The organism is Microbacterium sp. NPDC055599 (assembly GCF_053618975.1).
The window spans coordinates 127,885-151,142 of record NZ_JBSHIM010000010.1 but is presented as its reverse complement, the minus strand read 5'-3'; the positions used below and the strand labels follow the sequence as shown (position 1 = coordinate 151,142).

The 23,258-nt window shown below is 72.1% G+C and carries 22 protein-coding genes; 10 read left to right on the top strand and 12 right to left on the bottom strand.

Features of this window, described 5'->3' with window-relative positions:
• The first annotated feature begins 68 nt into the window (after positions 1–68).
• Positions 69–875, top strand: coding sequence for an ATP-binding cassette domain-containing protein (locus ACWGQ1_RS11840; RefSeq protein WP_452313026.1), 807 nt, complete (start codon positions 69–71; stop codon positions 873–875).
• A gap of 18 nt (positions 876–893) precedes the next feature.
• Here ACWGQ1_RS11840 and ACWGQ1_RS11835 read toward each other — a convergent pair whose 3' ends face one another.
• The 12 genes from ACWGQ1_RS11835 to ACWGQ1_RS11780 all read right to left on the bottom strand — a co-directional run bounded on the left by ACWGQ1_RS11835 (position 894) and on the right by ACWGQ1_RS11780 (position 14,729).
• A complete protein-coding gene (locus tag ACWGQ1_RS11835) occupies positions 894–1,364 on the bottom strand; it encodes an aromatic ring-opening dioxygenase LigA (protein ID WP_136033914.1) in 471 nt (156 codons plus the stop codon).
• 36 nt (positions 1,365–1,400) lie between these two features.
• Positions 1,401–2,576: a 2-phospho-L-lactate transferase gene (cofD, locus tag ACWGQ1_RS11830; RefSeq protein ID WP_452313025.1), complete on the bottom strand. Its 1,176-nt coding sequence runs from the start codon at positions 2,574–2,576 to the stop codon at positions 1,401–1,403.
• A complete protein-coding gene (gene cofC / locus ACWGQ1_RS11825) occupies positions 2,573–3,241 on the bottom strand; it encodes a 2-phospho-L-lactate guanylyltransferase (protein WP_206252205.1) in 669 nt (222 codons plus the stop codon). Before cofC ends, cofD begins: the two co-directional genes overlap by 4 nt.
• A 10-nt stretch (positions 3,242–3,251) precedes the next feature.
• Positions 3,252–4,265 carry a glucose-6-phosphate dehydrogenase (coenzyme-F420) gene (gene fgd, locus ACWGQ1_RS11820; protein ID WP_136035288.1) on the bottom strand — a complete coding sequence of 338 codons (1,014 nt, stop codon included), beginning with the start codon at positions 4,263–4,265 and terminating at the stop codon, positions 3,252–3,254.
• A complete protein-coding gene (gene cofE, locus ACWGQ1_RS11815; protein ID WP_452313024.1) occupies positions 4,262–5,062 on the bottom strand; it encodes a coenzyme F420-0:L-glutamate ligase in 801 nt (266 codons plus the stop codon). Before cofE ends, fgd begins: the two co-directional genes overlap by 4 nt.
• Complete coding sequence (locus ACWGQ1_RS11810; protein ID WP_452313023.1) at positions 5,059–6,051, bottom strand: TIGR03557 family F420-dependent LLM class oxidoreductase; 993 nt, start codon at positions 6,049–6,051, stop codon at positions 5,059–5,061. The genes cofE and ACWGQ1_RS11810 overlap by 4 nt, the downstream gene beginning before the upstream one ends.
• Positions 6,052–6,162: 111 nt before the next feature.
• Positions 6,163–8,031, bottom strand: a complete 1,869-nt coding sequence (locus tag ACWGQ1_RS11805; RefSeq protein WP_136044413.1) for an ABC transporter permease — start codon at positions 8,029–8,031, stop codon at positions 6,163–6,165.
• A gap of 2 nt (positions 8,032–8,033) precedes the next feature.
• Complete coding sequence (locus ACWGQ1_RS11800; RefSeq protein WP_136035839.1) at positions 8,034–9,194, bottom strand: ABC transporter substrate-binding protein; 1,161 nt, start codon at positions 9,192–9,194, stop codon at positions 8,034–8,036.
• Positions 9,195–9,251: 57 nt separating this feature from the next.
• On the bottom strand, positions 9,252–10,376 hold the full coding sequence (locus ACWGQ1_RS11795) for an ABC transporter ATP-binding protein (RefSeq protein ID WP_168442878.1): 1,125 nt from the start codon (positions 10,374–10,376) through the stop codon (positions 9,252–9,254).
• A gap of 56 nt (positions 10,377–10,432) precedes the next feature.
• Positions 10,433–11,923, bottom strand: coding sequence for a DHA2 family efflux MFS transporter permease subunit (locus tag ACWGQ1_RS11790; protein WP_136035837.1), 1,491 nt, complete (start codon positions 11,921–11,923; stop codon positions 10,433–10,435).
• A 100-nt stretch (positions 11,924–12,023) separates the two neighbouring features.
• Positions 12,024–13,637, bottom strand: a complete 1,614-nt coding sequence (locus tag ACWGQ1_RS11785; protein WP_136035836.1) for an LVIVD repeat-containing protein — start codon at positions 13,635–13,637, stop codon at positions 12,024–12,026.
• Positions 13,638–13,760: 123 nt separating this feature from the next.
• Positions 13,761–14,729 carry a LysR substrate-binding domain-containing protein gene (locus ACWGQ1_RS11780; RefSeq protein WP_136033891.1) on the bottom strand — a complete coding sequence of 323 codons (969 nt, stop codon included), beginning with the start codon at positions 14,727–14,729 and terminating at the stop codon, positions 13,761–13,763.
• Between the two features lie 83 nt (positions 14,730–14,812).
• On the opposite strand from ACWGQ1_RS11780, the gene ACWGQ1_RS11775 reads away from it, so the two are divergent.
• The 9 genes from ACWGQ1_RS11775 to kynU are packed head-to-tail and all read left to right on the top strand — an operon-like array spanning position 14,813 to position 23,206.
• Entirely contained in the window at positions 14,813–16,321 is a 1,509-nt protein-coding gene (locus tag ACWGQ1_RS11775) for a 2-hydroxymuconic semialdehyde dehydrogenase (RefSeq protein WP_240744646.1), read from the top strand.
• Positions 16,318–17,148 (top strand): 2-keto-4-pentenoate hydratase, encoded by an 831-nt coding sequence (locus tag ACWGQ1_RS11770; protein ID WP_205814323.1) that lies wholly within the window; start codon positions 16,318–16,320, stop codon positions 17,146–17,148. The genes ACWGQ1_RS11775 and ACWGQ1_RS11770 overlap by 4 nt, the downstream gene beginning before the upstream one ends.
• Positions 17,145–18,083 carry an acetaldehyde dehydrogenase (acetylating) gene (locus tag ACWGQ1_RS11765; protein WP_136035834.1) on the top strand — a complete coding sequence of 313 codons (939 nt, stop codon included), beginning with the start codon at positions 17,145–17,147 and terminating at the stop codon, positions 18,081–18,083. The genes ACWGQ1_RS11770 and ACWGQ1_RS11765 overlap by 4 nt, the downstream gene beginning before the upstream one ends.
• Positions 18,080–19,117, top strand: coding sequence for a 4-hydroxy-2-oxovalerate aldolase (gene dmpG / locus ACWGQ1_RS11760; RefSeq protein ID WP_136035833.1), 1,038 nt, complete (start codon positions 18,080–18,082; stop codon positions 19,115–19,117). The genes ACWGQ1_RS11765 and dmpG overlap by 4 nt, the downstream gene beginning before the upstream one ends.
• Positions 19,114–19,920: a 2-keto-4-pentenoate hydratase gene (locus ACWGQ1_RS11755; RefSeq protein WP_136035832.1), complete on the top strand. Its 807-nt coding sequence runs from the start codon at positions 19,114–19,116 to the stop codon at positions 19,918–19,920. The genes dmpG and ACWGQ1_RS11755 overlap by 4 nt, the downstream gene beginning before the upstream one ends.
• A complete protein-coding gene (locus tag ACWGQ1_RS11750) occupies positions 19,917–20,369 on the top strand; it encodes a RidA family protein (RefSeq protein ID WP_136033882.1) in 453 nt (150 codons plus the stop codon). The genes ACWGQ1_RS11755 and ACWGQ1_RS11750 overlap by 4 nt, the downstream gene beginning before the upstream one ends.
• The gene (locus ACWGQ1_RS11745) at positions 20,366–20,890 is read left to right on the top strand and encodes a 3-hydroxyanthranilate 3,4-dioxygenase (protein WP_136033880.1); all 525 of its coding nucleotides are present in this window, start codon (positions 20,366–20,368) and stop codon (positions 20,888–20,890) included. The genes ACWGQ1_RS11750 and ACWGQ1_RS11745 overlap by 4 nt, the downstream gene beginning before the upstream one ends.
• A 7-nt stretch (positions 20,891–20,897) precedes the next feature.
• Positions 20,898–21,890, top strand: a complete 993-nt coding sequence (locus tag ACWGQ1_RS11740) for an amidohydrolase family protein (RefSeq protein WP_247638011.1) — start codon at positions 20,898–20,900, stop codon at positions 21,888–21,890.
• Between the two features lie 26 nt (positions 21,891–21,916).
• Positions 21,917–23,206, top strand: a complete 1,290-nt coding sequence (gene kynU / locus ACWGQ1_RS11735) for a kynureninase (protein WP_452313022.1) — start codon at positions 21,917–21,919, stop codon at positions 23,204–23,206.
• Positions 23,207–23,258: the final 52 nt, after the last annotated feature.

The following is a 23,258-nucleotide window of genomic DNA, read 5'->3' as shown; positions in this document are numbered from 1 at the left end:
GGTGGGCTGAGCGCGCCGAGCGCCGGACCCGCATCCGCTCCGCGTCAGCGCCCACGGACGGCACGCTCGTGAGCCCGGCGACCGACGGCCTCGACGCGCGGCGGCTCCGGTTCGGCCACGGCGACCGGGCGATCCTCGACGACCTGTCCCTCACGGCGCCCGGCGGTGCGATCACGGCGCTTCTCGGCCCCAACGGCTCCGGCAAGAGCACGCTGCTGCGCCTGATCGCCGGCACCCTCCGCGGCGAGGTGGAGGCTCTCGCGCTCGACGGGGTGTCGCTGCCCGACCTGCGCCGCCGCGCCCGTGCGCAACGCGTGGCCCTGGTCGAGCAGGAGTGGTCGGCGGCCGAGGGGCTGACCGGACGCGACATCGTGGCGCTCGGGCTGCTGCCCCACCGCGGATGGCTGTCCTTCGACGGCGAGGAGGGCGACGCCGCGGCCGTGCACGACGCCCTCGTCCGCGCGGGGGCCCTCGCCGTCGCCGACCGCGACGCCGCGACGCTCTCCGGCGGCGAGCGCCAGCGCGTGAACCTCGCCAGGGCGCTCGCCCAGCGCCCGTCGCTGCTGCTGTGCGACGAGCCGACCAATCACCTCGACATCCGCGCCCAGCTCGACGCGCTCGCACTGCTCCGTCACCTCGCCGACGACGGCATGACCGTGCTCGCCGCACTGCACGACCTCAACCACGCCGCCGCCTTCGCCGACCGCATCGTGGTGATCGCGGACGGACGGGTTCAGGCCGCGGGAACCCCGGGCGACGTGCTGACGCGGGAGCTCATCGCCCGCGTCTGGCAGGTCGACGCGCAGGTGCTGTCCCGCGCGGGCAGCGGCCGCCCTCTGATCGTGTTCGACCCCGAGCCCGCCGTGCTGCGGTGACCCCGCGCGTGCGTGTGCTCAGGCGGAGCGCGGGCGGAGGACCGCCAGCGAGCGCAGGGCCCAGCCGAACAGGATCGACAGCACGCCGATGCCCATCGCGAACGCCGCGACGCCGAACGACACCACGGAGGTGAACAGGGACGCCCGCAGGAACGAGGCGTTCATCAGGGTGGCCCGCACCGGGTCGTCCATCGCGAGCTCCGCGTAGGTCTTGCCGTCGGACGCCTCGAGCGCGTGGTGCTGGATGATGTCGGCCTGCACGTAGGCGGTGAGCGGTCCGGCGACCGTCTGCCCCTGGAAGGCCATCGCGTCGTCGGGGATCGTGATGTTCTCCGCCCGCAGCTGCGACGACACCATGATCCAGACGACGATGCCGGCGACGATCAGCACGATGCCGCCGACGATGCCCAGCACGCCGACGACCTTCACGATCCGTCTCCTGCCGTCGTCGGGGTGACGGACTTCGGTGGTCTCGGTCGCTTCGCTCATGGCCGCTCTCCTCGCCTCGGGGACTGCGCCTCCAGGCTAGGGCCGGGGCCGCTGCGCCTCTCGCGGCACGGCCGGAAATAAGCCGGGTGATTCCCCGAGTGCCTCCCCGAGAGCGGCCGCGGCGAGGGCGGCGGCGGTGTCGAGGTCGCGCATCCACAGCGGGTGCACGGGCGCGGGCAGCCCCTGCGCCTCGAGGTCGGGCGCGAGAGGGGCGTCTTCCTCGGCGATCAGCCACGCGTCGAGCAGGCCGCCCGTGGCGCGGGGGCCGTAGTGCCGTCCGACCGCATCGGCCGTGGGGGGAAGGCCGACCGCGGCCAGGCACGCATCGGCCATGCCCCGCACGGGGGATCCCGCGATGATCGGCGACACCCCCACCACCCGACCGGAGGCCGCCCGCACGGCCGCGGCGAGCCCGGGCACGGCCAGGATGGGCCCGAGCGACACCACGGGGTTCGACGGGGCGAAGAGCACGGCGTCGGCCGCGGCGATGGCCTCGACCACGCCCGGCGCCGGGGTCGCGCGCTCGATCCGCGGGTTGTCGAAGCGCTGCGCGGGGACGGTCGCCCGGTGGCGCGTCCACCACTCCTGGAAGTGCATGCGCCCGAGGGTCGTGTCCACGTGCGTGTCGACCTCGGTATCGGTCATCGGCAGCAGCGCGACCCCGAGCGGCCAGCGCGACGCGAGCCGCGCGACGACCTCGGTCACGGTCGCGCCCTCGTGCAGCCACCCGGTGCGGGCGATGTGCGTGCCGAGGTCGAGGTCGCCGAGCGTGAACCACGGCCACCCGGCACCCCAGGCGTGCAGCTCGGCGGCGGTGCGTTCGGATTCGCCCGCCCGGCCCCAGCCCCGCGCGGTGTCGTTGACCCCGGCGAGCGCGTAGACCATCGAGTCGACGTCGGGCTGGAGTCGCAGGCCGCTCAGCCACAGGTCGTCGCCGGTGTTCGCGATCACGGTGATCCGGGCGCGCGTGCCCCCGTCGCCGTCCGGCCAGCATCGCCGTGCGGCCTCGCGCACCCCCACCGTGAACTTCGCGCCGCCGACGCCCCCGGCGAGCACGACGATCCGCGGGGCGGCCTCGGGCCCGGGTTCGACGTCGGTCGAGGCGGCCGCTCCGGCGAGCGTGGCCACGCGCGCCGACGGGGTCGCGGACGAGACGGGCTCAGCCCGCCCGACACCGACGCCGGACGGGCCGGGGTCCTCCGGCCCGGTCATGATGCCAGCACGAGACGTGGGGCGAGGAGCGCCGCCGTGCGCGGACCGAGACCGCACCGTCGGGCGGCTCGGAGGTGATCGGCGTGGTCGAGGTCGCGGCGCAGCCCGCTCAGCACGGGGAACCCCACCTCGGCGAACCCGGCAGCGCGGTGCGCGGCGGCCGAGTCGTCGCCGAAGCAGGGCCGCAGCGGTACGTCGGCGCGGGCGGTCGCGAGCACGGTGCCGGTGCCCTCCGCGTCGGGCACGAAGGCCCGCGGGTGGGCCGCGGCGTAGTCGAGCGCCCGGGTGAGCTCGTCGGGCAGCAGGGCCGGGAGGTCGCCGAGCAGCACGGCCCGCGGGAGCCGCGTCGACGCCGCAGACACCCCCTGCGCGATCGCCGCGGTCAGTCCCTCGACGCGGTCGCGCACGATCCGCACGCGGGGCACCGGGAGCAGGGCGGCCGCGGTGACCTCGTCGCTCGTGACCACCACGACCTCCGCGACCCGCGGGCACAGCGCGGCGGCCTCGACTGTGTCGAGCGCGATCGCCCTGGCGAGCGGCTCGCGGTCGACGCCCGGGAGCCGCAGTCGCGTCTTCCCGAACTCCGCCCGCTTCACCGGGATCACGACCACCCACTCCCGCGCCGGGGCGTGCGGTGACGCCCCGGCACGCAGACCGCCCGTCATGGCCGCGCCCTCACCCGCGCAGCCGCGGCGCGATGTCGCGCTCGAACAGCTGCAGGAACCGGCGCTGGTCGTGACCGGGCGCGTGGAAGACGAGGTGGTTGAAGCCCCAGTCGATGTACTGCTGGATCTCGGCGGCGACCGCGTCGGGGTCGTTGCCGACGATCCACCGCTTGGCGATGGTCTCCAGGGGCAGCGCGTCGGCGGCCTTCTCCATCTCGACGGGGTCGGTGATGTCGTGCTTCTGCTCCTTCGACAGCGACAGCGGCGACCAGAACCGGGTGTTCTCCAGCGCCGCCTCCGTGGTCTCCTCGTACGACAGCTTGATCTCGATCATGCGGTCGTACGTGTCGAAGGAGCGCTCGGACTGCTCCAGGCCCTGCTTCACGGCGGGCAGCAGCTGGTCGACGTAGAGCTCCTGGCCCTTGCCCGACGTGCAGATGAAGCCGTCGCCCGCGCGGCCGGCGTAGCGGGCGACCATCGGGCCGCCCGCGGCGATGTAGATGGGGATGCCGCCCTCGGGCCGGTCGTAGATGGAGGCGTCGTGCGTGGAGTAGTACTCGCCGTCGAAGCTCACGCGGTCGCCCGACCACAGCGCCCGCATGAGCCGCACCGACTCGCGCAGGCGGGCGTAGCGCTCCTTGAACTCGGGCCAGTCCTGCTCCCCGGCGCCGCGGAACCCGGTGGCGATCTCGTTGAGCGCCTCGCCGGAGCCGACCCCCAGGATCACCCGGTCGGGGTACAGGCAGCCGAGGCTCGCGAACGCCTGGGCGAGCACCGCCGGGTTGTAGCGGAAGGTGGGGGTGAGCACGGAGGTGCCGATGCGGATGCTCGACGTGCGCTCGCCGACAGCCGCCATCCAGGTGAGCGAGAACGGCGCGTGACCGCCGGTGTGCCGCCACGGCTGGAAGTGGTCGCTCGCGAACACGGACTGCATGCCGTGCGCCTCGGCCGCGACCGAGATCTCGACCAGCTCACGCGGGTCGAACTGCTCGGCGCTGGCCTTGTATCCGAGGGTCAGTGTCATGTCGCATCCTTCTGTTCGGGTGGGGAGAGTTCGGCGCGCGCGGCCGCATAGCCGTCGCGGTAGCCCTGGTCGAGCGCCTCGGCGGTGCCCAGCCAGAAGAGGTCGCGGTCGGCGCCGCGCACGATGCTCGACGCGCCGGGCAGGTCGAGCGGACCCACGAGGTCGCCGCGGCCGCGCACGACGGCGACCGGGTTCCCGCTGGCCTTGCCCTTGACGAGGTCGGCGGCGGCGGCGAGCTCATCTGCGACGCACAGGGTCGTGACGCTGAGCACCTTGCCCGCCTGGTCGGTGGTGCCGCGGAGGTCGGCGACCATGTGCACGCCGCCGCCGCCGATCGCGACGTCGGTCTGTCCTTCGCGCCAGGGCCGCCCGAGGGTGTCGCTGAGGAGCACACCGACCTCGGCGCCGGTCGCGGCGCGGAGCCCCGCGGCGAGCGCACGGGCGGAGCGGTCGGGGTCTTCGGGCAGCAGCAGCACCCAGCCGTCGGGGGTGTTGCTGGCGTCGACGCCCGCGGCTGCGGCGACCATGCCGAGGCGGTTCTCGACGATGCGCATGGTGTGCCCGTCGTGGGTGCGGGAGGCGACGAGGCGCACGGTCTCCGCGGTGATCGCGGCCTCCCGGTCGGCGGCCTGCACGTAGCGTCCCTCCGCCTTGGACACGATCTTCGACGTGACGACGAGGATGTCGCCGTGCAGCAGTTCCACGCCCGTGGCGAGGATGAGCGCGACCAGGTCGTCGCCCGGGCGCACCTCGCCCATGCCGGGGAGGGCGAACACGTGCAGGCCGGGGGCGGTCATGCGCGCACCTTCGGCAGCACGTCGCGTCCGAAGACCTCGAGCCACTCCCGCTGGTTCGGCCCCACGTTGTGCAGGTAGATGCGGGTGAAGCCGAGGTCGGCGTAGCGCTGGATCTGCGCGCGATGCACGTCGGGGTCGGCGGAGATCAGCATCGACGCGCGCATGTCGTCGGGAGTCATGCCGCGCACGAGCTGCTCGAAGTCGTAGGGCGAGCGCACGTCGCCTCGCCGCATGCGCAGTGCCGCGATGGGCCATTCGGCGTGGGCCTGGGCGAGCGCCTGCTCCTCGGTCGGCGCCCACGACAGCGGCAGCTGGAGCACGCGCGGCAGAGTGTCGGCGTCGCGCCCGGCCTCCCTCGCGCCCTCCGCGAAGCGTGCCAGCAGCGGGGCGAGGCGCTCGACCTCGGCCGCGACCGTGATGAGGCCGTCGGCGTTGCGGCCGGCGCGGCGCGCGGTGACGGGGCCCGCGGTGGCGACGAACACCGGGGGCGCGGCCGGGGGCATGGTCCACAGCCGGGTGGACTCCATGCGGAAGTGCTCGCCGCGGTGGCGGGTGTCGCGGCCCGCGAGCGAGGCGGTGAAGAGCTTGCGGATGATGTCGACGGCCTCGAACATGCGGTCGATGCGCTCGGCGGGCTCGGGCCAGTAGCCGCCCGTGATGTGCTCGTTCAGCGCGTCGCCGGAGCCGACCCCGAGCCACGCGCGGCCGGGGTACAGGGTGGCCAGCGTGGCGGCGGCCTGCGCGACCACGGCCGGGTGCGTGCGGAACCCGGGGGTCGTGACGCCGGGACCCAGGTCGCCCGTGGTGTGCGCGCCGATCGCGCCGAGCATGGTCCACACGTGCGCGGAGGCCCGGTGTCGCGGGAGCCACGGCTGGAAGTGGTCCGTGGCCATGATGCCGCGGAACCCGTGGGCCTCGGCGGCGATGCAGTTCTCGATGACGGCGGAGGGCTGGACCTGCTCCAGCATCGCGGCGTACCCGATGTGCATGGCCCCTCCTCTCGCGTCGTCGCTGTCTCCATTGAATGGATACTGGATCCAAAAGTCAAGAGCCGTGTCGGCAGGCCTCTCCGGGCGCGGGCCTGGCTCGGCTTCCGCCCCTCACCCCCTCCCGCGGCGGCGCTGCACGGCGAGGGTCACGGTGGCGGAATCGGCGGGGGCGGGTGCGGCGGCGGCGAGGTCGGGGAGACCGGCGGCGACGGTCTTGCGCGTGCGGCCGATGGCGCGGCGGGACAGCGCCCACTGCAGGCCGTAGCCGATCGCGAACACCATGAGGGTGAAGATCAGCGCCATCGCGGCACCCTGATCGGGTGCGTAGAGCTGCGCGGACCGCGGGTTGATCATGGCGTAGATGTACATCGACAGCGGACGAGACGACGGCGTCGCCAGGAACGCCGGCAGCGTGAACTCGTTCGTGCCGAGGATGAACATCTGGATCCACACGGCCATCACGGTCGGCATCAGCAGCGGCGCGATGATGCGGCGGAACCCCTGGAACCTGCTGGCCCCGCTCGTGAGCGCCGCCTCCTCCAGCTCGGGCCTGATCTGCAGCGTCGCGCTGTACGACGAGCGGTACGCGATCGACACCCGGTACGAGTAGGCGATCACGAGCGCGAACAGCGTCCCGGCGAGCGGGATGTAGGGGTTCAGCACCATGAAGGTGAGGAACATCGCGAAGCCGGCGATGGTCGCGGGGATCGCGACCGACGACGACGCGAACAGGTCGAGCGCCTTCACCCACCCGGTCTTCTTGCTGCGGGCGATGCCGTACGCGAGCACGGTCGCGAAGACCACCGCGATCGTGGCGCTCCCGCCCGCGATGAGCACCGTGCGCCCGAGCGACACCCAGAACTCTGAGTCGGCGAGCACCACCCCGAACGCCCCGAAGTCGGTGCGGCTCAGCATCGCGTCGATCGAGAACGCCACCGGGTACGGGGTGATCGCCGCCCACAGCAGCGCGAGCAGCGGCAGCACCGCGGTCAGCAGCACGAACACGGCCACCAGCACCATGACCGGGATCTTCCACGGCCCCATCCGCATGGTCGACGGCCGGAAGCCCTTGCCCGACACGGAGGCGCGGCGCTCCGCGTTCCTGGTCGCCCTCAGGTACACCGCGAACGCGATCGTGGTGATCACCAGGAACACCAGGCCCCACGCGGCGGCGAGGCCGTACTGCGGCAGCTCCCCCGCGTTCGAGCTGATCAGCGTCCACAGCTTCAGGGCGAAGATGCTGCGCCCCGACTCCTGGCCGAACAGCAGCGGCACCTCCAGGCTGCCGAGGCCGAGGATGAACGTCAGCACCGTCACCCCGAGCAGCCCCGGCCACAGCATCGGCAGCGTCACCCGCCGCAGGGTCTGCGGCCATGACGCGCCCGACACCCGCGCCGACTCCTCGAGCGACCCGTCCATGTTCGTCAGGATCGGCACGATCATCAGGTACGGGAAGGTCACGTTGGTGAGCGCCTGGATGACGATCATCGTCGGGAACGCATACGGGTCGATCGGCACGTCGCTCGCGAACGGCAGCAGCCGCAGCAGCTGGTTCAGCACACCCGACTCGGGCGACAGCATCAGCAGATACGCCTGCGCCTTCACGATCGGCGGGATGATGTACGGCACGATCACGAGCACCGAGATGAGCCGGCGCCACGGGGCGTCGGTGCGGACGGTGACCCAGGCCAGGCCGAACGCCATCAGCAGCGTGAGCAGGGTCGAGCCGCCGACGAAAGCCCCGGTCGCGCCGAGCACGCCCCAGAAGTCCTCGCGCAGCTGCCACAGGGTGACGAAGTTCTCGACGCCCCACTGGGCGGACGAGACCCCGAAGGGCAGGAACGGACCACGGAACGCGGTGATCACCTGAACGATCAGCGGCACCGCGAGCAGGAGGAAGATGACGATCCCGGAGACGACCATCGCGATCGTCATCGAGGTGGGACGCCGGCGTCCCGTGGTCCGTCGTGCCTGGAACATGGTTATCCGTTCAGCGCCTTGTCGGCCGCGTTGATCATGGCCTGCCAGTCGTCGCGGGTGTCCTGCGTCTCGGTCTCGGCACCGCTGTCGAGGCCGAGCAGCAGCGCATCGGCGTTCGTCTTCATGAGGCCCGTGGCCTCTCCGAAGGTCGCGGCGGGGAGCCCGGCGAACGGCACCTGCGTGCTGGCGAAACGCTCGTCGGTCATGCGCAGGTGGATCCAGTCGGGGTCGAACGCGTTCCAGAGGGTCCACAGCGCGGCGCCCGGCTTGTTCTTCGCGTCGGAGTTGACGCCCGAGAACTGCGCCCACACCCCGGAGTGCTCGAACGGCGCCACCTGCAGCGACGGGTTCGGATTGAACAGGGTCTGGTTGAGCGCGACCGGCACGTCTCCGCTCGACAGCGGGGCACCCTGGTCTTCGAGCAGCTTCATGGTGCCGGACGACATCAGCTCGTCGATCAGGTCGAGCATCGCGTCTTCACCCTCGGCCATGCCGTAGCCCGCGAAGACCACCGCGTTGTAGCCGGCGACCGACACCTTGCCGGTGTACTCGGGGGCGAGCAGGCCGTCGAGCGACGCCGGGACCTCCGCGATCTTGTCGGTGTTGTACTGCAGCAGCGACCCGTTGATGCTGTCGGGCATGAGCTCGGGGGCACCGAGGGTGAGGTACTCCTCCGGCACGCCGAAGCTCTGCCAGTCGACCTTCTCCCAGAAGCCCTCGTCGTACATCGCGGCCATCGAGGTGATCGATCCGGAGACGACGTCGGTGTTGCGCGACCCGGTGGCCTTGGCCGAGATGATCGCCGACGACAGGTTGTAGGTGAGGCCCCGCGTCTCGACCTTGATGTCGGGGAAGCGCTCGTTGAACTGGGCGATCACGTCGGGCGACAGCTCGTACCAGTCCCAGATGACCAGGGTGCCGCCGTCCTCCTCCTTCGCCTGCTCGTAGAGGGCGTCGAGCTGCTTGTCGATCTCGGGCCAGTAGTCGTCGTAGAAGTTCTCGCAGCGCGTGATGGCTCCGACGTCGACCGCGTCGCACGTGGCCGCGGCGGCGTCGCCCTTCAGCGAGCTCTCGCCGTCGCCCGCCTCGGCCTGCGTGCCGCAGCCGCTCAGGGCGAGTGCGACGACCGCCGCTCCGGCGACGGCTCCCAGTGTTCTCTTCATGATCCGAATGTCCTCTCTGACATCAGGTGCGTGATCTCGGGTGTGGTGCGGGTTGCGTCATGCGGCCAGCACGCGGCAGGCGTGCGGGACCAGTTCGAGGAAGACCCTGCCGCCCTCGGGGGGTGTCGCCAGCGGAGCTCCGCGGCCGACGATCGTGCCGACCGTCTCGCCACCGGCGAGCACCTCGGCCTCGTACTCGACGATCTCGCCGAGGAACTCCACCCGCACGATGCGCACGGGGACGACGTTGGGGCGCTCGACCGCGGTCTCGTGCCAGCGCACGGCCTCGGGCCGCAGCGTCAGCGTGACCTCGTCGCCCGCCGTGACCCCGTCGGGGACGGGCGTGTGCAGCCGGGTGCCGAGTGCCTCGACCACCGCGTCATCGCTGCCGTCGCGGTCGACCACACGGGCGGGCACCATGTTCACGCGGCCCACGAAGTCCGCCACGAAGCGGTCGGCCGGCTGGTCGTAGAGCTCGCGCGGGGCGGCCTCCTGCACGATGCGGCCGCCGTTCATCACGGCCACCCGGTCGGACATCGACAACGCCTCGGACTGGTCGTGGGTGACGTAGAGGGCGCTGATGCCGAGGCTGCGCTGCAGGCTGCGCAGCTCGTTGCGCATGGTGTCGCGCAGCTTCGCGTCGAGGTTGGACAGCGGCTCGTCCAGCAGCAGCAGCCGCGGACGGTGTGCGAGCGCGCGGGCGAGGGCGAGTCGCTGCTGCTGCCCGCCCGACAGCGCGGTGGCGGGGCGCTGCGCGAGGTGGTCGAGCTGCACGAGCTCCAGTGCCTCCATCGCGCGCTTCTTCGCCTCCTGCTTCGGCAGCCGGGAGCCGGCGACCTGGAGGGGGAAGATCGCGTTGGCGAACACGGTCATGTGCGGCCAGATGGCGTAGTTCTGGAAGACCATGCCGATGTCGCGCTTGTCGGGCGACACGTGCTGGGTGCCGGTGGACAGCACGCCCCCGTCGAGCGAGATGACTCCGCCGTTGCTGCGCTCGAGCCCGGCGACGCACCGCAGCGTCGTGGTCTTGCCGCAGCCCGACGGCCCGAGCAGGGAGTAGAACGTGCCGGGCTCGATCGTGAACGTGACGTCTTTCACGACGGGGACGGCGGCGCCGTCGAGCTCGTAGTCCTTCTTCAGGGCGTCGACGACGAGTCGTCCGCCCCCGGCGTTCGCGGTCATCGGCGTCCTCTCCCGAGCCTCTGTTCTGGATTCTGGATCCACAATCATCGCTGCCATCATCGTCCCTCTCCCGTCGTCGCCGCCACCGGCTGCGGGGCGGCGGGTGCACCCCACGGCCGCGGCCTCACGAAGAACAGCACCACGAGCGCGCACACCCCGAAGGCCACGGCCGACAGCAGCAGCGACTGCGACATCGCCCGCGCCAGCCCCGCGCCGTCCTCGTCAGACAGCACACTGCCGGGGTGGATCGCACCGGGCACGAACCCGCGGATCTGCGCCGCCAGGGTCACGTTCATCAGCACGGCCAGCAGGGCGGAACCGATGACGGAGCCCATCTGCCGCGTCGTCGAGTAGACCCCGGAGCCCGCCCCGGCCTGCGTGTGCGGCAGGTTGCGCGTGGCGGTCGAGGCCAGCGGCCCGAACATGCCGGACACCCCGACCCCGAGCAGCGCCGACGGCAGCAGCAGCAGCCAGAACGGCGCATCGAGCGTCATGGTCGCGGCGTACCAGGCCATCGCGACCGCCGAGATCGTGAACGCGGCGAAGGTCACCCAGCGCGGTCCGACCCGGTCGCTGAGCTTTCCGACGAACGGCCCGAGCACTCCGGACACCACCGCCATCGGCGCGAGCATGAGGGCCGCGAGCGTGGGGTCGAGGCCCCGGGCGACCTGGAAGTAGAAGGCGAGCGGCACGGGCATCGCGGTGATGCCGACCCCCACCAGGAAGATCGTGGCGTTCGCGACGGAGAAGTTGCGGTCGCGGAACAGGGCCAGCGGCATCAGCGGCTCGGAGCGGCTGACGCGCTGCCACACCACGAACAGCACCAGCAGCACGACGCCCGCGGCGATCAGCCCCCACACCGTGACCGGACCGGCGATCACACCCCAGTCGTACACCTCCCCCTCCTGGAGTCCGAAGACCAGGAGGAAGAGCCCGGCACCCGAGAGGATCACGCCGAGCAGGTCGAACCGATGGGGGTGGCCGTCCAGATCCGGCACCAGCCGCCACGCGACGACGAACGCCACCACGCCGACCGGGACGTTCACGAAGAAGATCCACTCCCAGCCGACCGTGTCGGTGAGCACGCCGCCCAGGATCGGCCCGACGAGGGTCGCGAGGCCGCCCACGGCACCCCACGCCCCCATCGCCTGGCCCCGGCCGCGCGGCGGGAAGACGCGGGCGATGATCGCCATGGTCTGCGGCGTCATCAGCGCGGCGCCGAAGCCCTGCACGGCCCGCGCCGCGATCAGCATCTCGATGCTGCCGGACAGGCCGCACGCGAGGGAGGCGAGGGTGAACAGCACGAGTCCCGTGAGGTACACCCGCTTGGGGCCGAACCGATCGCCGAGGCGGCCCGTGATCAGCAGCGGCACCGCGTAGGCGAGCAGGTACGCGCTGGTCACCCAGATCACCGTCGTGAGGTCGGCGTCGAACGCCGCGAGGATGACCGGGTTGGCGATCGCCACGATCGTCGTGTCCACGAGGATCATGAAGAAGCCGATGCACAGGGCCCACAGGGCGGGCCACGGCCGGACTGTCTGCGTCATGAGCTGCTTTCGGGTGGGGCGTCACGGGGGGCGGGTGGTCCGGGGTCCGTCCTGTTCGCCCCCGAGTGCAGGACGGACGCCGGAGTTCCGGGGGCCGGGGTCAGCCGTCGGCGGAGGGGATCCCGGTGACGGGCTCCCCCAGCAGCGGCGTCGACACGGCGTAGATGCCGTGGTTCGCGAACAGCCAGATGAGGTTGCGGTCCCACTCGACGAAGACGCCGTGCACGGGTGCGGCGAGATCGTCGTCGTCCTTCAGTCCCATCGGCGGCACGAAGTAGGCGCCCACCTTGGGGTCCTCGGGGTCGCGCACGTCGAAGATCTGCAGACCGGCGGCGTAGAACGCATACGGGATGACCCCGCCGTGCGGCGTGCCGGTGTTGGTGAAGTAGCCGGAGCGCTTGGGGCCGAACGAGCCGCGGCGCTGCGCCCAGTCGGTGAAGGCCGCCTCCGCGGGCGGCGTGGGCCGGGGCAGCGTGCGCACGACCCGCGGGTTCGTCGGGTCGCTCACGTCGATCTGGTAGATCTCCTTGGCGGGCTCGTAGCAGTCGGTGTTCATCGGGTAGCCGGAGACGTAGACGTACCCGGTCTCCTCGACCTGGGTGGTGTCGACGTTGTCGCCCTCGGTGCCGGCGACGCTCGTCGGCAGCGGGCACCAGCCCACGTGGTGGATGTCGGTCGGGTCGGAGACGTCGAGCACGAAGAAGCCCTGGCCGCCCTGCGCCGCGTAGCCGTACGTCCAGCCCGACTCGACCGAGCGGGGCAGGAACACGCCCATGCGCGAGCCGAACCAGGAGGTCTTGTTGTTCCAGCGGTCGTTGTCGGCCAGGTACGGGGAGTCGTCCTCCTCGCCGGCCCGCGAGCCGGGCACCCACCAGGTCGACAGCAGCTCGGGCTTCGCGGGGTCGGACACGTCGTAGGCCGCGTGGCCCGCGGTCCACAGCGTGGTGCGGTACGGCTGGTTGGTGAAGGTGTTGTCGGGCGCGGTGGCCACGAACAGGTACTTGTCGCCGTAGTACACCGGGAGGTCGAGCACGCCGTTGCCCTCCTGGATCTCGCCGGGCGAGTGGTTCGGGTCGGTCGACACCTCGGTGAGCAGCGTCCACTCGCGCGGGCTCGGGCCGTCCATCCGCCAGGTGCGGAAGCCCCGCAGGCCCTCCCACTCCTTCAGCTGCCCCTCGACCGTGTCGTCGAGCCACTTGTTGGCGACGCGCCCCTGGAGGAAGTACCGCGGGGTCTCGCTCGCCTGGATCGCGATGTACGCGCCGAGCTCCTGGTTCCACTGCACGGTGGTCGCGCCGAACTGCGGGCGGGGGTCGCCCCAGCCCCACTGCTCCTCGTCGACGATCGTGAGGTGGCGCGGGTCGGTGATGTCGTACAGCTTCCAGTGGTTGCCGCCGCCGTAGTGCAGCATCAGCCGCCGCCCGTCCCAGTCGTAGATGCACTGCCACGAATGGCTCGTGTTCACCACGATCGGATAGAACGCCTCGGCCTTCGCGTTGAGCGTGTAGGTCTCCGGGTCGCGGTAGTCGAGCTGACCGGGCCAGTCGACGAACACGTCGCGCGGGACGGAGGGGGTGTGCGCGGGCGGCAGGAACGTGCCGTCGGGCTGCATGCCCCACGTGGAGGGGTCGGGATCGGCCGGTTCTCCGGCGACGCGCTCGAAGTCCTCCGGACGGTACTTCTTCGCATCGGGCACGTAGGGAGAGCCGGCCATGTCGCCTCCATTGGCTGAATCGGGTGGGATCGTCACGACGTCGTGTCGTCCCCCTCAGATTCACCCGGTGCCGCGATGCTGTCCAATATCCATACGGGTCAGAGCCATGACCATCCGGGCATATCAGCCGAGGGGTCGCGGCTCCCCCTCCGTGTACTCGCTTTCCAGGGCCGCGAGCCGCGCGCCCTCCTCGCGCAGGTGCGTCAGCAGGGCGGTCGCGGCGGGCGAGGGCGCCCGGTCCTTGGGCAGCGTGACGCCGACCGAACGCCGGATCGAGCTGAGCGGCGTGGGCAGGATCCGCAGCTCGCGGTCGTCGACCGCGATGAACATCGGCAGCGCCGCGATCACGTCGGTCGAGATCAGCAGCGTGCGCAGCGTCAGCATCGACGTGCACTCCACGCGGTCGGGCGGCAGGGGCAGCCCCTCGTGGAAGAACACCGCCTCCAGCTCCGCGCGCAGGGCGGTCTGGGCGACGGGGAAGATCCACGGGTAGGAGATGAGCTCCGCGAGCGAATGCGCCTTGGCACCACCGAGCACCGGGTGCCCGGCCCGCGCGACCAGGCGGATCGGCTCGAGGTGCAGCCGCTCCTGCTCCAGTCGCACCGGCACCGTGGGCGACAGCCGCCCCACCGTGAGGTCGAGGTCGCCCGCGAGCAGCAGCTGCTGCAGGGTGTCGGGCGTGCCCTCGCGCACCACCACCGTGAGCCGGGGATGCTCGGCCTTCAGCCCCGCGATCGCCCGCGGCAGCAGCAGGTTCGACCCCGCCAGGTGCGTGCCGACCGTGACCGTGCCCAGCTGCCCGGACTGCAGCAGCCGCACCTCCTCCCCCGCCGCCCGCAGCTCGGCGAGCACGGACCGGGCCCGCTCGATGAACGCGTGCCCGTACGGCGTCGGTCTGACCCCGCGCGGCAGGCGCTCGAACAGTGCGACCCCGAGCACCTCCTCCACCTCGCGCAGACCGCGCGTGACGACGGGCTGGGTGATGTGCAGCGACTCGGCCGCGCGCACGAGCGTGCCCTCGTCGGCGATCGCGGTGATGAGGACGAGGTGCCGGATCTTGACCCGGCCGTCGAGCAGTCGATCGGTGACCATGAGCGGGACTATAGCCGTGGGGGCATGGCAGTGCATCAAGAGAGTATTTGTCGGCATCCCTTCGACGTTCCTAGCCTGAGCGCATGCCTTCCGAGACGATGACGCCTCCCCGCCCTGCCGCCGAGCAGGGCCGGGCGCCCCGCGCGATCCACAACCTGATCGCCGGCGAGCGCGTCGAGGGCATCGGCTCCTTCGCCAAGATCAGCCCGATCGACGGCACGCTGATCGCCGAGGTGCACGAGGCCGGGGCCGAGCAGGTCGACCGTGCGGTGGCTGCCGCCCGCGCCGCGTTCGACGGACCGTGGGGTCGCATGACGGTGGCCGAGCGCGCCCGCCTGCTGCGGGGCGTCGCCGACGCGATCGACCGCCGCGCCGACGAGCTCGTGGCCGCAGAGGTCGGCGACACCGGCAAGCCCGAGTCCCTCGCCCGCGACCTCGACGTGGCCAGGGCCGCCGCGAACTTCCGCTCCTTCGCCGACACGGTCTCCGCCACCGGGCTCGACTCCTTCCTCACCGAACTGCCCGACGGCCGCCGCGCCCTCAACTACGCGGTGCGCAAGCCCCTCGGCGTGGTCGCGGTGATCGTGCCGTGGAACCTGCCGCTGCTGCTGCTCACGTGGAAGCTCGCGCCGGCCCTCGCCACCGGCAACACCGTGGTGATCAAGCCGTCCGAGGAGACGCCGTCGTCGGCCACGCTGCTCGCCGAGATCCTCGCGGAGGCGGGGGTGCCGGCCGGGGTGGTGAACGTGGTGCACGGCTTCGGCGCGGGTTCCGCGGGCGAGGCCCTCACGAAGCACCCCGGCATCGACGGTGTGACCTTCACGGGCGAATCGTCCACGGGCTCCGCGATCATGCGGGCCGTCGCACCACGCGTGCGTCCGGTGTCGTTCGAGCTCGGGGGCAAGAACGCCGCGCTCGTGTTCGCCGATGCCGACCTCGACGCCGCGGTGGCCGGACTCGCCCGCAGCACCTACCTCAACACGGGCCAGGTGTGCCTGTGCACCGAGCGCATCTACGTCGAGCGGTCGGTGTTCGACGACGTGGCGGCCGGGCTCGCCGAGCACGCGGGGCGGCTGCGCCTCGGTCGGCCGGAGGACCCCGCGACCACCACGGGCCCGCTGATCTCGCAGGCGCACCGGCAGAAGGTGCAGTCGTACTTCGACCTCGCGGTGTCGGAGGGCGCCACGGTGCTCGCGGGTGGCGGGGTGCCGACCCTCGGCGACGGACTCGACGGCGGCTCCTGGATCGAGCCGACGCTGTGGACCGGGCTCGACAACAGCCACCGCACCGTGCGCGAGGAGGTGTTCGGCCCGGTCGCCGCCCTCATCCCGTTCGACAGCGAGGAGGAGGCGATCCGGCTCGCGAACGACACCGACTACGGGCTCGCCGCCGTCACCTGGACCACCGATCTCACCCGCGGTCACCGCGTCGCCCAGCAGATGCGCACCGGCATGTCGTGGGTCAACACCTGGTACCTGCGCGACCTGCGCAGCCCGTTCGGCGGCGTGGGGCTCTCCGGCATCGGTCGCGAGGGCGGCCACCACTCGCTCGAGTTCTACACCGAGCCGACGAACGTGTGCGTGCAGCTGTGACCGAGCTCCTCGACACCGAGGCCGTGCGGACCGCAGACGAGCGGCTGCGCCGGGCGGCCGAGACCGGTCGCCCGTGCGCTCCGGTGCGCGACCTGCTCGGCGACACCGACCAGGACGCCGCGTACGCCGTGCAGTCGCTCGGCATCGCCCGTCGCGTGGACGGGGGCCGGCGCATCGTGGGGCGCAAGATCGGCCTCACCTCGCCGGTCGTGCAGGCGCAGCTCGGCGTGGACAGCCCCGACTACGGCGTGCTGCTCGACGACATGATCCACGCCGACCGGGAGCCGCTCGACCTCGGGCGCTTCCTGCAGCCGCGCGCCGAGGCCGAGGTGGCGTTCGTGCTCGGGCGCGACCTCGACTCCCCCACCACGACCGTCGCCGACGTGCTGCGGGCGACGGAGTTCGTGCTGCCCGCGATCGAGGTCGTGGACTCCCGGGTGGCGGGATGGGACATCCGCCTCACCGACACCATCGCCGACAACGCCTCCAGCGGCGCGGTCGTGCTGGGCACGACCCCCCGCCGGCTCGACGGCTTGGATCTGACCGCGCTCGGCATGACGCTCGACCGCGACGGGCGCCCCGTCTCGACCGGCAGCGGCGCCGCGTGCCTGGGCAGCCCCGTGATCGCGGTGGCCTGGCTGGCGCGCGAGGTCGCCCGGCGCGGACAGCCGCTGCGCGCGGGCGAGGTGATCCTGTCCGGGGCGCTCGGGCCCATGGTCGACGCGACGGCCGGCGTGTTCCGCGCCCGGCTCGACGGACTCGGAGAGGTGCGCGCCGACTTCCACGGCACGGCCTCCGGCACGGCGACGGAAGGGGCGGCGGCATGACCACGGGAATCGCCATCATCGGCTCCGGCAACATCGGCACGGACCTGCTCATCAAGGTGAAGCGGCTGTCGACCACGCTGCACGTGGTGGCGATGGCCGGGATCGACGAGCACTCGGACGGCCTCGCGCGCGCCCGCCGCCTGGGTGTCGCCACCACGCACGAGGGGGTGGACGGGCTGCTCGCCCTGCCCGAGTTCGCCGATGTCGAGCTGGTGTTCGACGCGACCTCGGCCGGCGCGCACTCCCGCAACGACGCCCTCGTGCGCAACGCCGGACGGCTCATGGTCGACCTCACCCCCGCCGCGATCGGCCCCTACGTGGTGCCCGTGGTGAACCTCGACGCGCACGCGGGCGCCACCAACGTGAACATGGTCACGTGCGGCGGGCAGGCGACCGTGCCCATGGTGGCCGCCGTGTCGCGCGTGGCCCCGGTCGCATACGCCGAGATCGTCGCCTCGATCGCCTCGAAGTCCGCAGGACCCGGCACCCGCGCGAACATCGACGAGTTCACCGAGACCACGGCCCGCGCGCTGGAGGTGATCGGGGGCGCCGAGCGCGGCAAGGCCATCATCGTGCTGAACCCCGCCGACCCCCCGCTCATCATGCGCGACACCGTGTACTGCCTGGTCGAGGGCGACCCCGCCACGCTCGACCGCGACGCCGTCCGCACCTCGGTGACCGACATGGTCGCCGCGGTGCAGGGGTACGTGGGCGGCTACCGGCTCGCGCAGGACGTGCAGTTCGACGCGGTCGACGAGGGGTACGTCCCCGCGCTCGACCGGGCGCTCCGCGGCACGCGCGTGACCGTGCTGCTGGAGGTGACCGGCGCCGGGCACTACCTTCCGGAGTACGCGGGCAATCTCGACATCATGACCTCGGCCGCCCTGCGCACCGCCGAGCGACTCGTCGCCCGACGGACGGGGGTTCCCGCATGACCGGCTCGACTCCGCGCGTGTACGTGCAGGACGTGACGCTGCGCGACGGCATGCACGCCATCGGCCACGGTTACACGACCGACCAGGTTCGCGACATCGCCCGGGCCCTGGAGGCGGCGGGCGTGGATGCGATCGAGGTCGCGCACGGCGACGGCCTCGGCGGATCCAGCGTCGCCTACGGGCACGGCGCCCACACCGATTGGCAGTGGATCGCGGCGGCCGCCGAGGTCCTGGACCGGGCGGTGCTGACGACCCTGATCCTGCCCGGCATCGGCACGATCGACGACCTCGCCCGCGCCCGCGACCTCGGTGTCGCGAGCGTGCGGGTCGCGACGCACTGCACCGAGGCCGACGTCGCGATCCAGCACATCACGTGGGCGCGCGAGCACGGCATGGACGTGTCGGGGTTCCTGATGATGAGCCACCTGAACGATCCGCGCGGGCTCGCCGAGCAGGCGCGGATCATGGAGCAGGCGGGCGCCCACTGCGTGTACGTGACCGATTCGGGCGGACGCCTCACGATGGCCGACGTCGCCGCGCGCGTGGACGCCTACCGCGACGCGCTCGACCCCGCGACGCAGATCGGCATCCACGCGCACGAGAACCTCTCGCTGAGCGTCGCCAACAGCGTGACCGCCGTCGAGCACGGCGCATACCGCGTCGATGCCTCGCTCGCGGGCCAGGGCGCCGGAGCGGGCAACTGCCCCGTCGAAGCGTTCGTCGCCGTCGCGGATCTGCTCGGATGGGAGCACGGGTGCGACCTGTTCGCGCTGCAGGACGCGGCGGAGCAGCTCGTGCGTCCGCTGCAGCGCCGTCCGGTGCGCGTCGACCGCGAGACGCTCACCCTCGGCTACGCGGGCGTGTACTCCAGCTTCCTGCTGCACGCCGAGCGCGCGGCCGCGGCGCATGACCTCGACGCGCGGGACATCCTGGTCGAGCTCGGACGACGGCGCATGGTGGGCGGCCAGGAGGACATGATCGTCGATGTCGCGCTCGACCTGGTCGCCGCGCGTTCCGCGGGGGCGGCCTCATGAGCACCGACGCGGTCTACGCCGCCGCCCTCGACACCGCCCAGCGCACGGCCGCGCCCATCAACCAGCTGTCGCCCACGGAGGAGGTCGACCTCGCCACGGCCTACGCCACGCAGCACGCCCTCATCGCCCGACGGGTCGCCCGCGGCGAGCACATCACCGGGGTCAAGCTCGGGTTCACGAGTCAGGCCAAGGCGCAGCAGATGGGTGTGCACGACGTGATCCTGGGCACCCTGACCGATGCCATGCGCCTGGACGACGACGGCGTGTTCGCGCGGCGGTCCGCCATCCACCCGCGCATCGAGCCCGAGGTCGCCTACCTCCTTCGCGCCGACCTCGACGCATCCGCGGTCGACCGGCCGCTGTCGGAACTGGTGGCCGCGGTCGCCCCCGCCCTGGAGATCATCGACTCCCGGTACCGCGACTTCCGCTTCAGCCTCGCCGACGTGGTGGCCGACAACGCCTCCGCCGCGGCCTACGCGATCGGCCCCTGGACGCCGCTCGACCGCGCGGGCGCCATCGACAACCGGGCCGTGCGGTTCGAGGTCGACGGCCGCATCGCCGCGACGGGCTCGACCGCCGCGATCCTCGGCGACCCCGGTCGCGCCGTCCTCGCGGCCGCTCGACTCGGCGCCCGCCACGGCTTCGTGCTGCGGGCGGGCATGGTGCTCCTCGCCGGGGCCGCGACCGCCGCTGTTCCCCTGCCCGACCGCGGTGTGGTCGAGGCGACGGTCACCGGTCTGGGCGGCGTCACGATCCGCACGGACGACGGTTCCGCGTCGTCCGGCCCGAAGGGAGCATCATGACCGAGTCCCGCGGCATCCTCGTGGAGGGCAAGGCCACCCCGCGCGGACGCTTCCCGCACGCCAAGCTCAGCGGCGACCTCGTGTTCGTGTCGGGCACCTCCAGCCGCCGCCCCGACAACACGATCGCGGGCGCCGAGGTCGACGAGTTCGGGGCGACCCGGCTCGACGTCGCGGTGCAGACCCGCGCCGTGATCGAGAACATCCGCGCGGTGCTGGCCGCCGCGGGCTGCGACCTCGACGACCTCGTGCAGGCCACGACGTTCCTGGTCGACATGAACGACTTCGCCCCCTACAACGCCGTCTGGGCCGAGTACTTCGACGAGCAGGGCCCGGCCCGCACCACGGTCGCCGTGCACGCCCTGCCGCATCCGCACCTGCGCCTCGAGATCCAGGCGATCGCGAGGCGCCCCGACCGCACCACCCCTGCCACTCTCGAGGAGGAGAAATGAGCACCATCCCACCCGTCATCGACTTCGCCGCCTGGATCACGGAGAACGAGCACCTCCTGAAGCCGCCGGTCAACAACAAGGCCGCCTGGACGCCGATGGGCGACTTCATCGTGCAGGTCGTCGGCGGCCCCAACCAGCGCACCGACTTCCACTTCGATCCGTACGAGGAGTGGTTCTACCAGTACCGCGGCAACATGCACGTGAACATCCAGACGGAGGACGGCCCGCAGCGCATCGACATCCGCGAGGGCGAGATGTGGCTGCTGCCCGGCAACGTGTTCCACTCCCCGCAGCGCCCCGAGGAGGGGTCGATCGGCATCGTGATCGAGCGCATCCGCGAGGAGGGCACGCTGGAGAAGTTCGCGTGGTTCTGCCCGAACTGCAACACCAAGGTGCACGAGGTCGAGCTGCAGGTGCGCGACATCGTGGAGGACCTGCCGCCGGTGTTCCGCGAGTTCTACGACAGCGAGGAGGGGCGCACCTGCCCCGAGTGCGGCACCGTCCATCCCGGCAAGGGCTGACGCGGCGTTGGGCACGATCGACGTCCACACGCACTTCGTGCCGAGCGCCTGGCCCGACCTGTCCACGCAGGTCGGGCCGGGGCTCTGGCCGACCCTGCGCGTGGACTCCGAGCGCGAGGCGATGATCATGCTCGGCGAGTCCGAGTTCCGTCGCATCGGCGACGACTGCTGGGATGCCGAGGTGCGCCTGGCCGACATGGACGCCGACGGGGTGGAGATGCAGGTGGTCTCCCCCACCCCGCTGTTCTTCTCCTATGACAAGTCGGGAGACGAGGCGGTGAAGGTCGCGCGCCTCTTCAACGACCTGGCGCTGGAGATCTGCGCCCCCGCACCCGATCGGCTCATCCCGTTCGCGCAGGTGCCGCTGCAGGATCCGGATGCCGCGTGCGTCGAGGCCGACCGCGCGATCGCCTCCGGTCACGCCGGCGTCGAGATCGGCAACCACGTCGGTGACCGCGACCTCGACGACGCCGGCATCGTCACGTTCCTCCAGCACTGCGCCGAGCGCGGGATCCCCGTGTTCGTGCATCCGTGGGACATGGCCGGCTCGCCGCGACTCGATCGCTGGATGGCCCGCTGGCTCACGGGCATGCCCGCCGAGACGCACCTGTCGATCATCGCGCTGATCCTCGGCGGAGTGTTCGACCGCGTTCCACCGTCGCTGCGGCTCGCGTTCGCGCACGGTGGCGGCTCGTTCGCGTTCTGGCTCGGCCGCTTCGAGAACGCGTGGCGGCAGCGGCCCGACGTGATCGGCGTGAGCGCACAGCCGCCCTCCGCCTACCTCGACCGGTTCAGTGTCGACAGCGTCGTGTTCGACCCGGCCGCGCTGCGCCTGCTCGTCGACACGCTCGGCGCCTCGCAGGTGATGGTCGGCAGCGACTACCCGTATCCCCTGGGCGAGCGACCGGTCGGCGACGTCGTCCACCGCTCCGCCTTCCTCGACGACGCCGAGAAGACCGCCATCCTCCGCGACAACGCCCTGCGCTTCCTCGGCCGCTGACCGCACGACCCGAACGGACCCGCCCCATGAGCACCACGACCCCGCCCAGCGCCACGACCCGCACCGCCCTCGACCGCGCCACCTGCCAGGCGCTCGACGCCTCCGATCCGCTCGGGTCGTTCCGCGACCGCTTCGTGCTGCCGGAGGGCGTGATCTACCTCGACGGCAACTCCCTCGGCGCGCTCCCCCGGCACACCCCGGCGCACGTGCAGCGCGTGATCACCGAGGAGTGGGGCACCGGGCTCATCCGCAGCTGGAACGACGCGGGCTGGTTCGCGAAGCCGCGTACGGTCGGCGACCGGATCGCCCCGCTGATCGGCGCCGCGGAGGGCGAGGTCGTGCTCGGCGACTCCACGTCGGCGAGCCTCTTCCAGGCCGTGGTCGCGGCGGTGCGCATGCGGCCGGGGCGGCGCGTGATCGTCGCCGAGCGCGGCAACTTCCCCACCGATCTGTACATGCTGGAGGCCGTGCAGGAGCTGCTCGGCGGCGGCGAACCCCTGGAACGGCGGCTGATCGCCGACGACGGCCCCACGCTCGACGACGTGCTCGACGACCACGTGGCGGTGGTCGTGCTCACCCAGGTCGACTACCGCACCGGGCGGCTGCACGATCTGGCCGAGGTCACGCGCCGCGTGCAGGCCGCCGGGGCGCTGGTGGTGTGGGACCTGTGCCACAGCGCCGGGGCGCTGCCGATCGACCTGAACGCCGCCGGGGCCGACTTCGCGGTGGGCTGCACCTACAAGTACCTCAACGGCGGCCCGGGGTCACCCTCGTTCCTGTGGGCCGCGTCCCGCCATCACGCCGCCGCCCGGCCCGCGCTCACCGGCTGGCACGGCCACGCCCGTCCGTTCGACTTCACGGTGGACTACGCCCCGGCGCCCGGCATCGAGCGGTTCCGCGTCGGCACACCGCAGCTGCTGTCGGTCGCGGGACTGGAGGCGAGCCTCGACATCTGGGACGACGTCGACCTGGAGCTGCTGCGCGAGAAGAGCCTGCGGCTGACCGAGCTGTTCCTGTCGCTCGTGGACGCGCGGCTCGCAGAGCGCTGGGGCATCGTGTCGGTCACACCGCGCGAGTCGTCCCGCCGCGGCAGCCAGGTGTCGCTGCGCCACGACGACGGCTATGCGGTGATGCAGGCCCTCATCGAGCGCGGGGTGATCGGCGACTTCCGGGCGCCCGACCTCATCCGCTTCGGGTTCACCCCGCTCTACACCTCCTACGCCGACGTGTGGGATGCGGTCGACGTGCTGCACGACGTGCTGGAGACCGAGGTGTGGCGCGAGCCCCGCTTCGCGCGCCGCGGCACCGTCACCTGAGCCCCGGGCTGTCCTGCGCCTGCGGAGCGGTGTGTGCGCGGACTCGCCCGCC

Coding starts and splice junctions, on each gene's coding strand:
- ACWGQ1_RS11835 (WP_136033914.1), bottom strand. CDS start 1,364: ATGAGCGAAGCGACCGAGACCACCGAAGTCCGTCACCCCGACGACGGC.
- cofD (WP_452313025.1), bottom strand. CDS start 2,576: ATGACCGGGCCGGAGGACCCCGGCCCGTCCGGCGTCGGTGTCGGGCGG.
- cofC (WP_206252205.1), bottom strand. CDS start 3,241: ATGACGGGCGGTCTGCGTGCCGGGGCGTCACCGCACGCCCCGGCGCGG.
- fgd (WP_136035288.1), bottom strand. CDS start 4,265: ATGACACTGACCCTCGGATACAAGGCCAGCGCCGAGCAGTTCGACCCG.
- cofE (WP_452313024.1), bottom strand. CDS start 5,062: ATGACCGCCCCCGGCCTGCACGTGTTCGCCCTCCCCGGCATGGGCGAG.
- ACWGQ1_RS11810 (WP_452313023.1), bottom strand. CDS start 6,051: ATGCACATCGGGTACGCCGCGATGCTGGAGCAGGTCCAGCCCTCCGCC.
- ACWGQ1_RS11805 (WP_136044413.1), bottom strand. CDS start 8,031: ATGTTCCAGGCACGACGGACCACGGGACGCCGGCGTCCCACCTCGATG.
- ACWGQ1_RS11800 (WP_136035839.1), bottom strand. CDS start 9,194: ATGAAGAGAACACTGGGAGCCGTCGCCGGAGCGGCGGTCGTCGCACTC.
- ACWGQ1_RS11795 (WP_168442878.1), bottom strand. CDS start 10,376: ATGACCGCGAACGCCGGGGGCGGACGACTCGTCGTCGACGCCCTGAAG.
- ACWGQ1_RS11790 (WP_136035837.1), bottom strand. CDS start 11,923: ATGACGCAGACAGTCCGGCCGTGGCCCGCCCTGTGGGCCCTGTGCATC.
- ACWGQ1_RS11785 (WP_136035836.1), bottom strand. CDS start 13,637: ATGGCCGGCTCTCCCTACGTGCCCGATGCGAAGAAGTACCGTCCGGAG.
- ACWGQ1_RS11780 (WP_136033891.1), bottom strand. CDS start 14,729: ATGGTCACCGATCGACTGCTCGACGGCCGGGTCAAGATCCGGCACCTC.
- ACWGQ1_RS11775 (WP_240744646.1), top strand. CDS start 14,813: ATGCCTTCCGAGACGATGACGCCTCCCCGCCCTGCCGCCGAGCAGGGC.
- ACWGQ1_RS11765 (WP_136035834.1), top strand. CDS start 17,145: ATGACCACGGGAATCGCCATCATCGGCTCCGGCAACATCGGCACGGAC.
- dmpG (WP_136035833.1), top strand. CDS start 18,080: ATGACCGGCTCGACTCCGCGCGTGTACGTGCAGGACGTGACGCTGCGC.
- ACWGQ1_RS11755 (WP_136035832.1), top strand. CDS start 19,114: ATGAGCACCGACGCGGTCTACGCCGCCGCCCTCGACACCGCCCAGCGC.
- ACWGQ1_RS11750 (WP_136033882.1), top strand. CDS start 19,917: ATGACCGAGTCCCGCGGCATCCTCGTGGAGGGCAAGGCCACCCCGCGC.
- ACWGQ1_RS11745 (WP_136033880.1), top strand. CDS start 20,366: ATGAGCACCATCCCACCCGTCATCGACTTCGCCGCCTGGATCACGGAG.
- kynU (WP_452313022.1), top strand. CDS start 21,917: ATGAGCACCACGACCCCGCCCAGCGCCACGACCCGCACCGCCCTCGAC.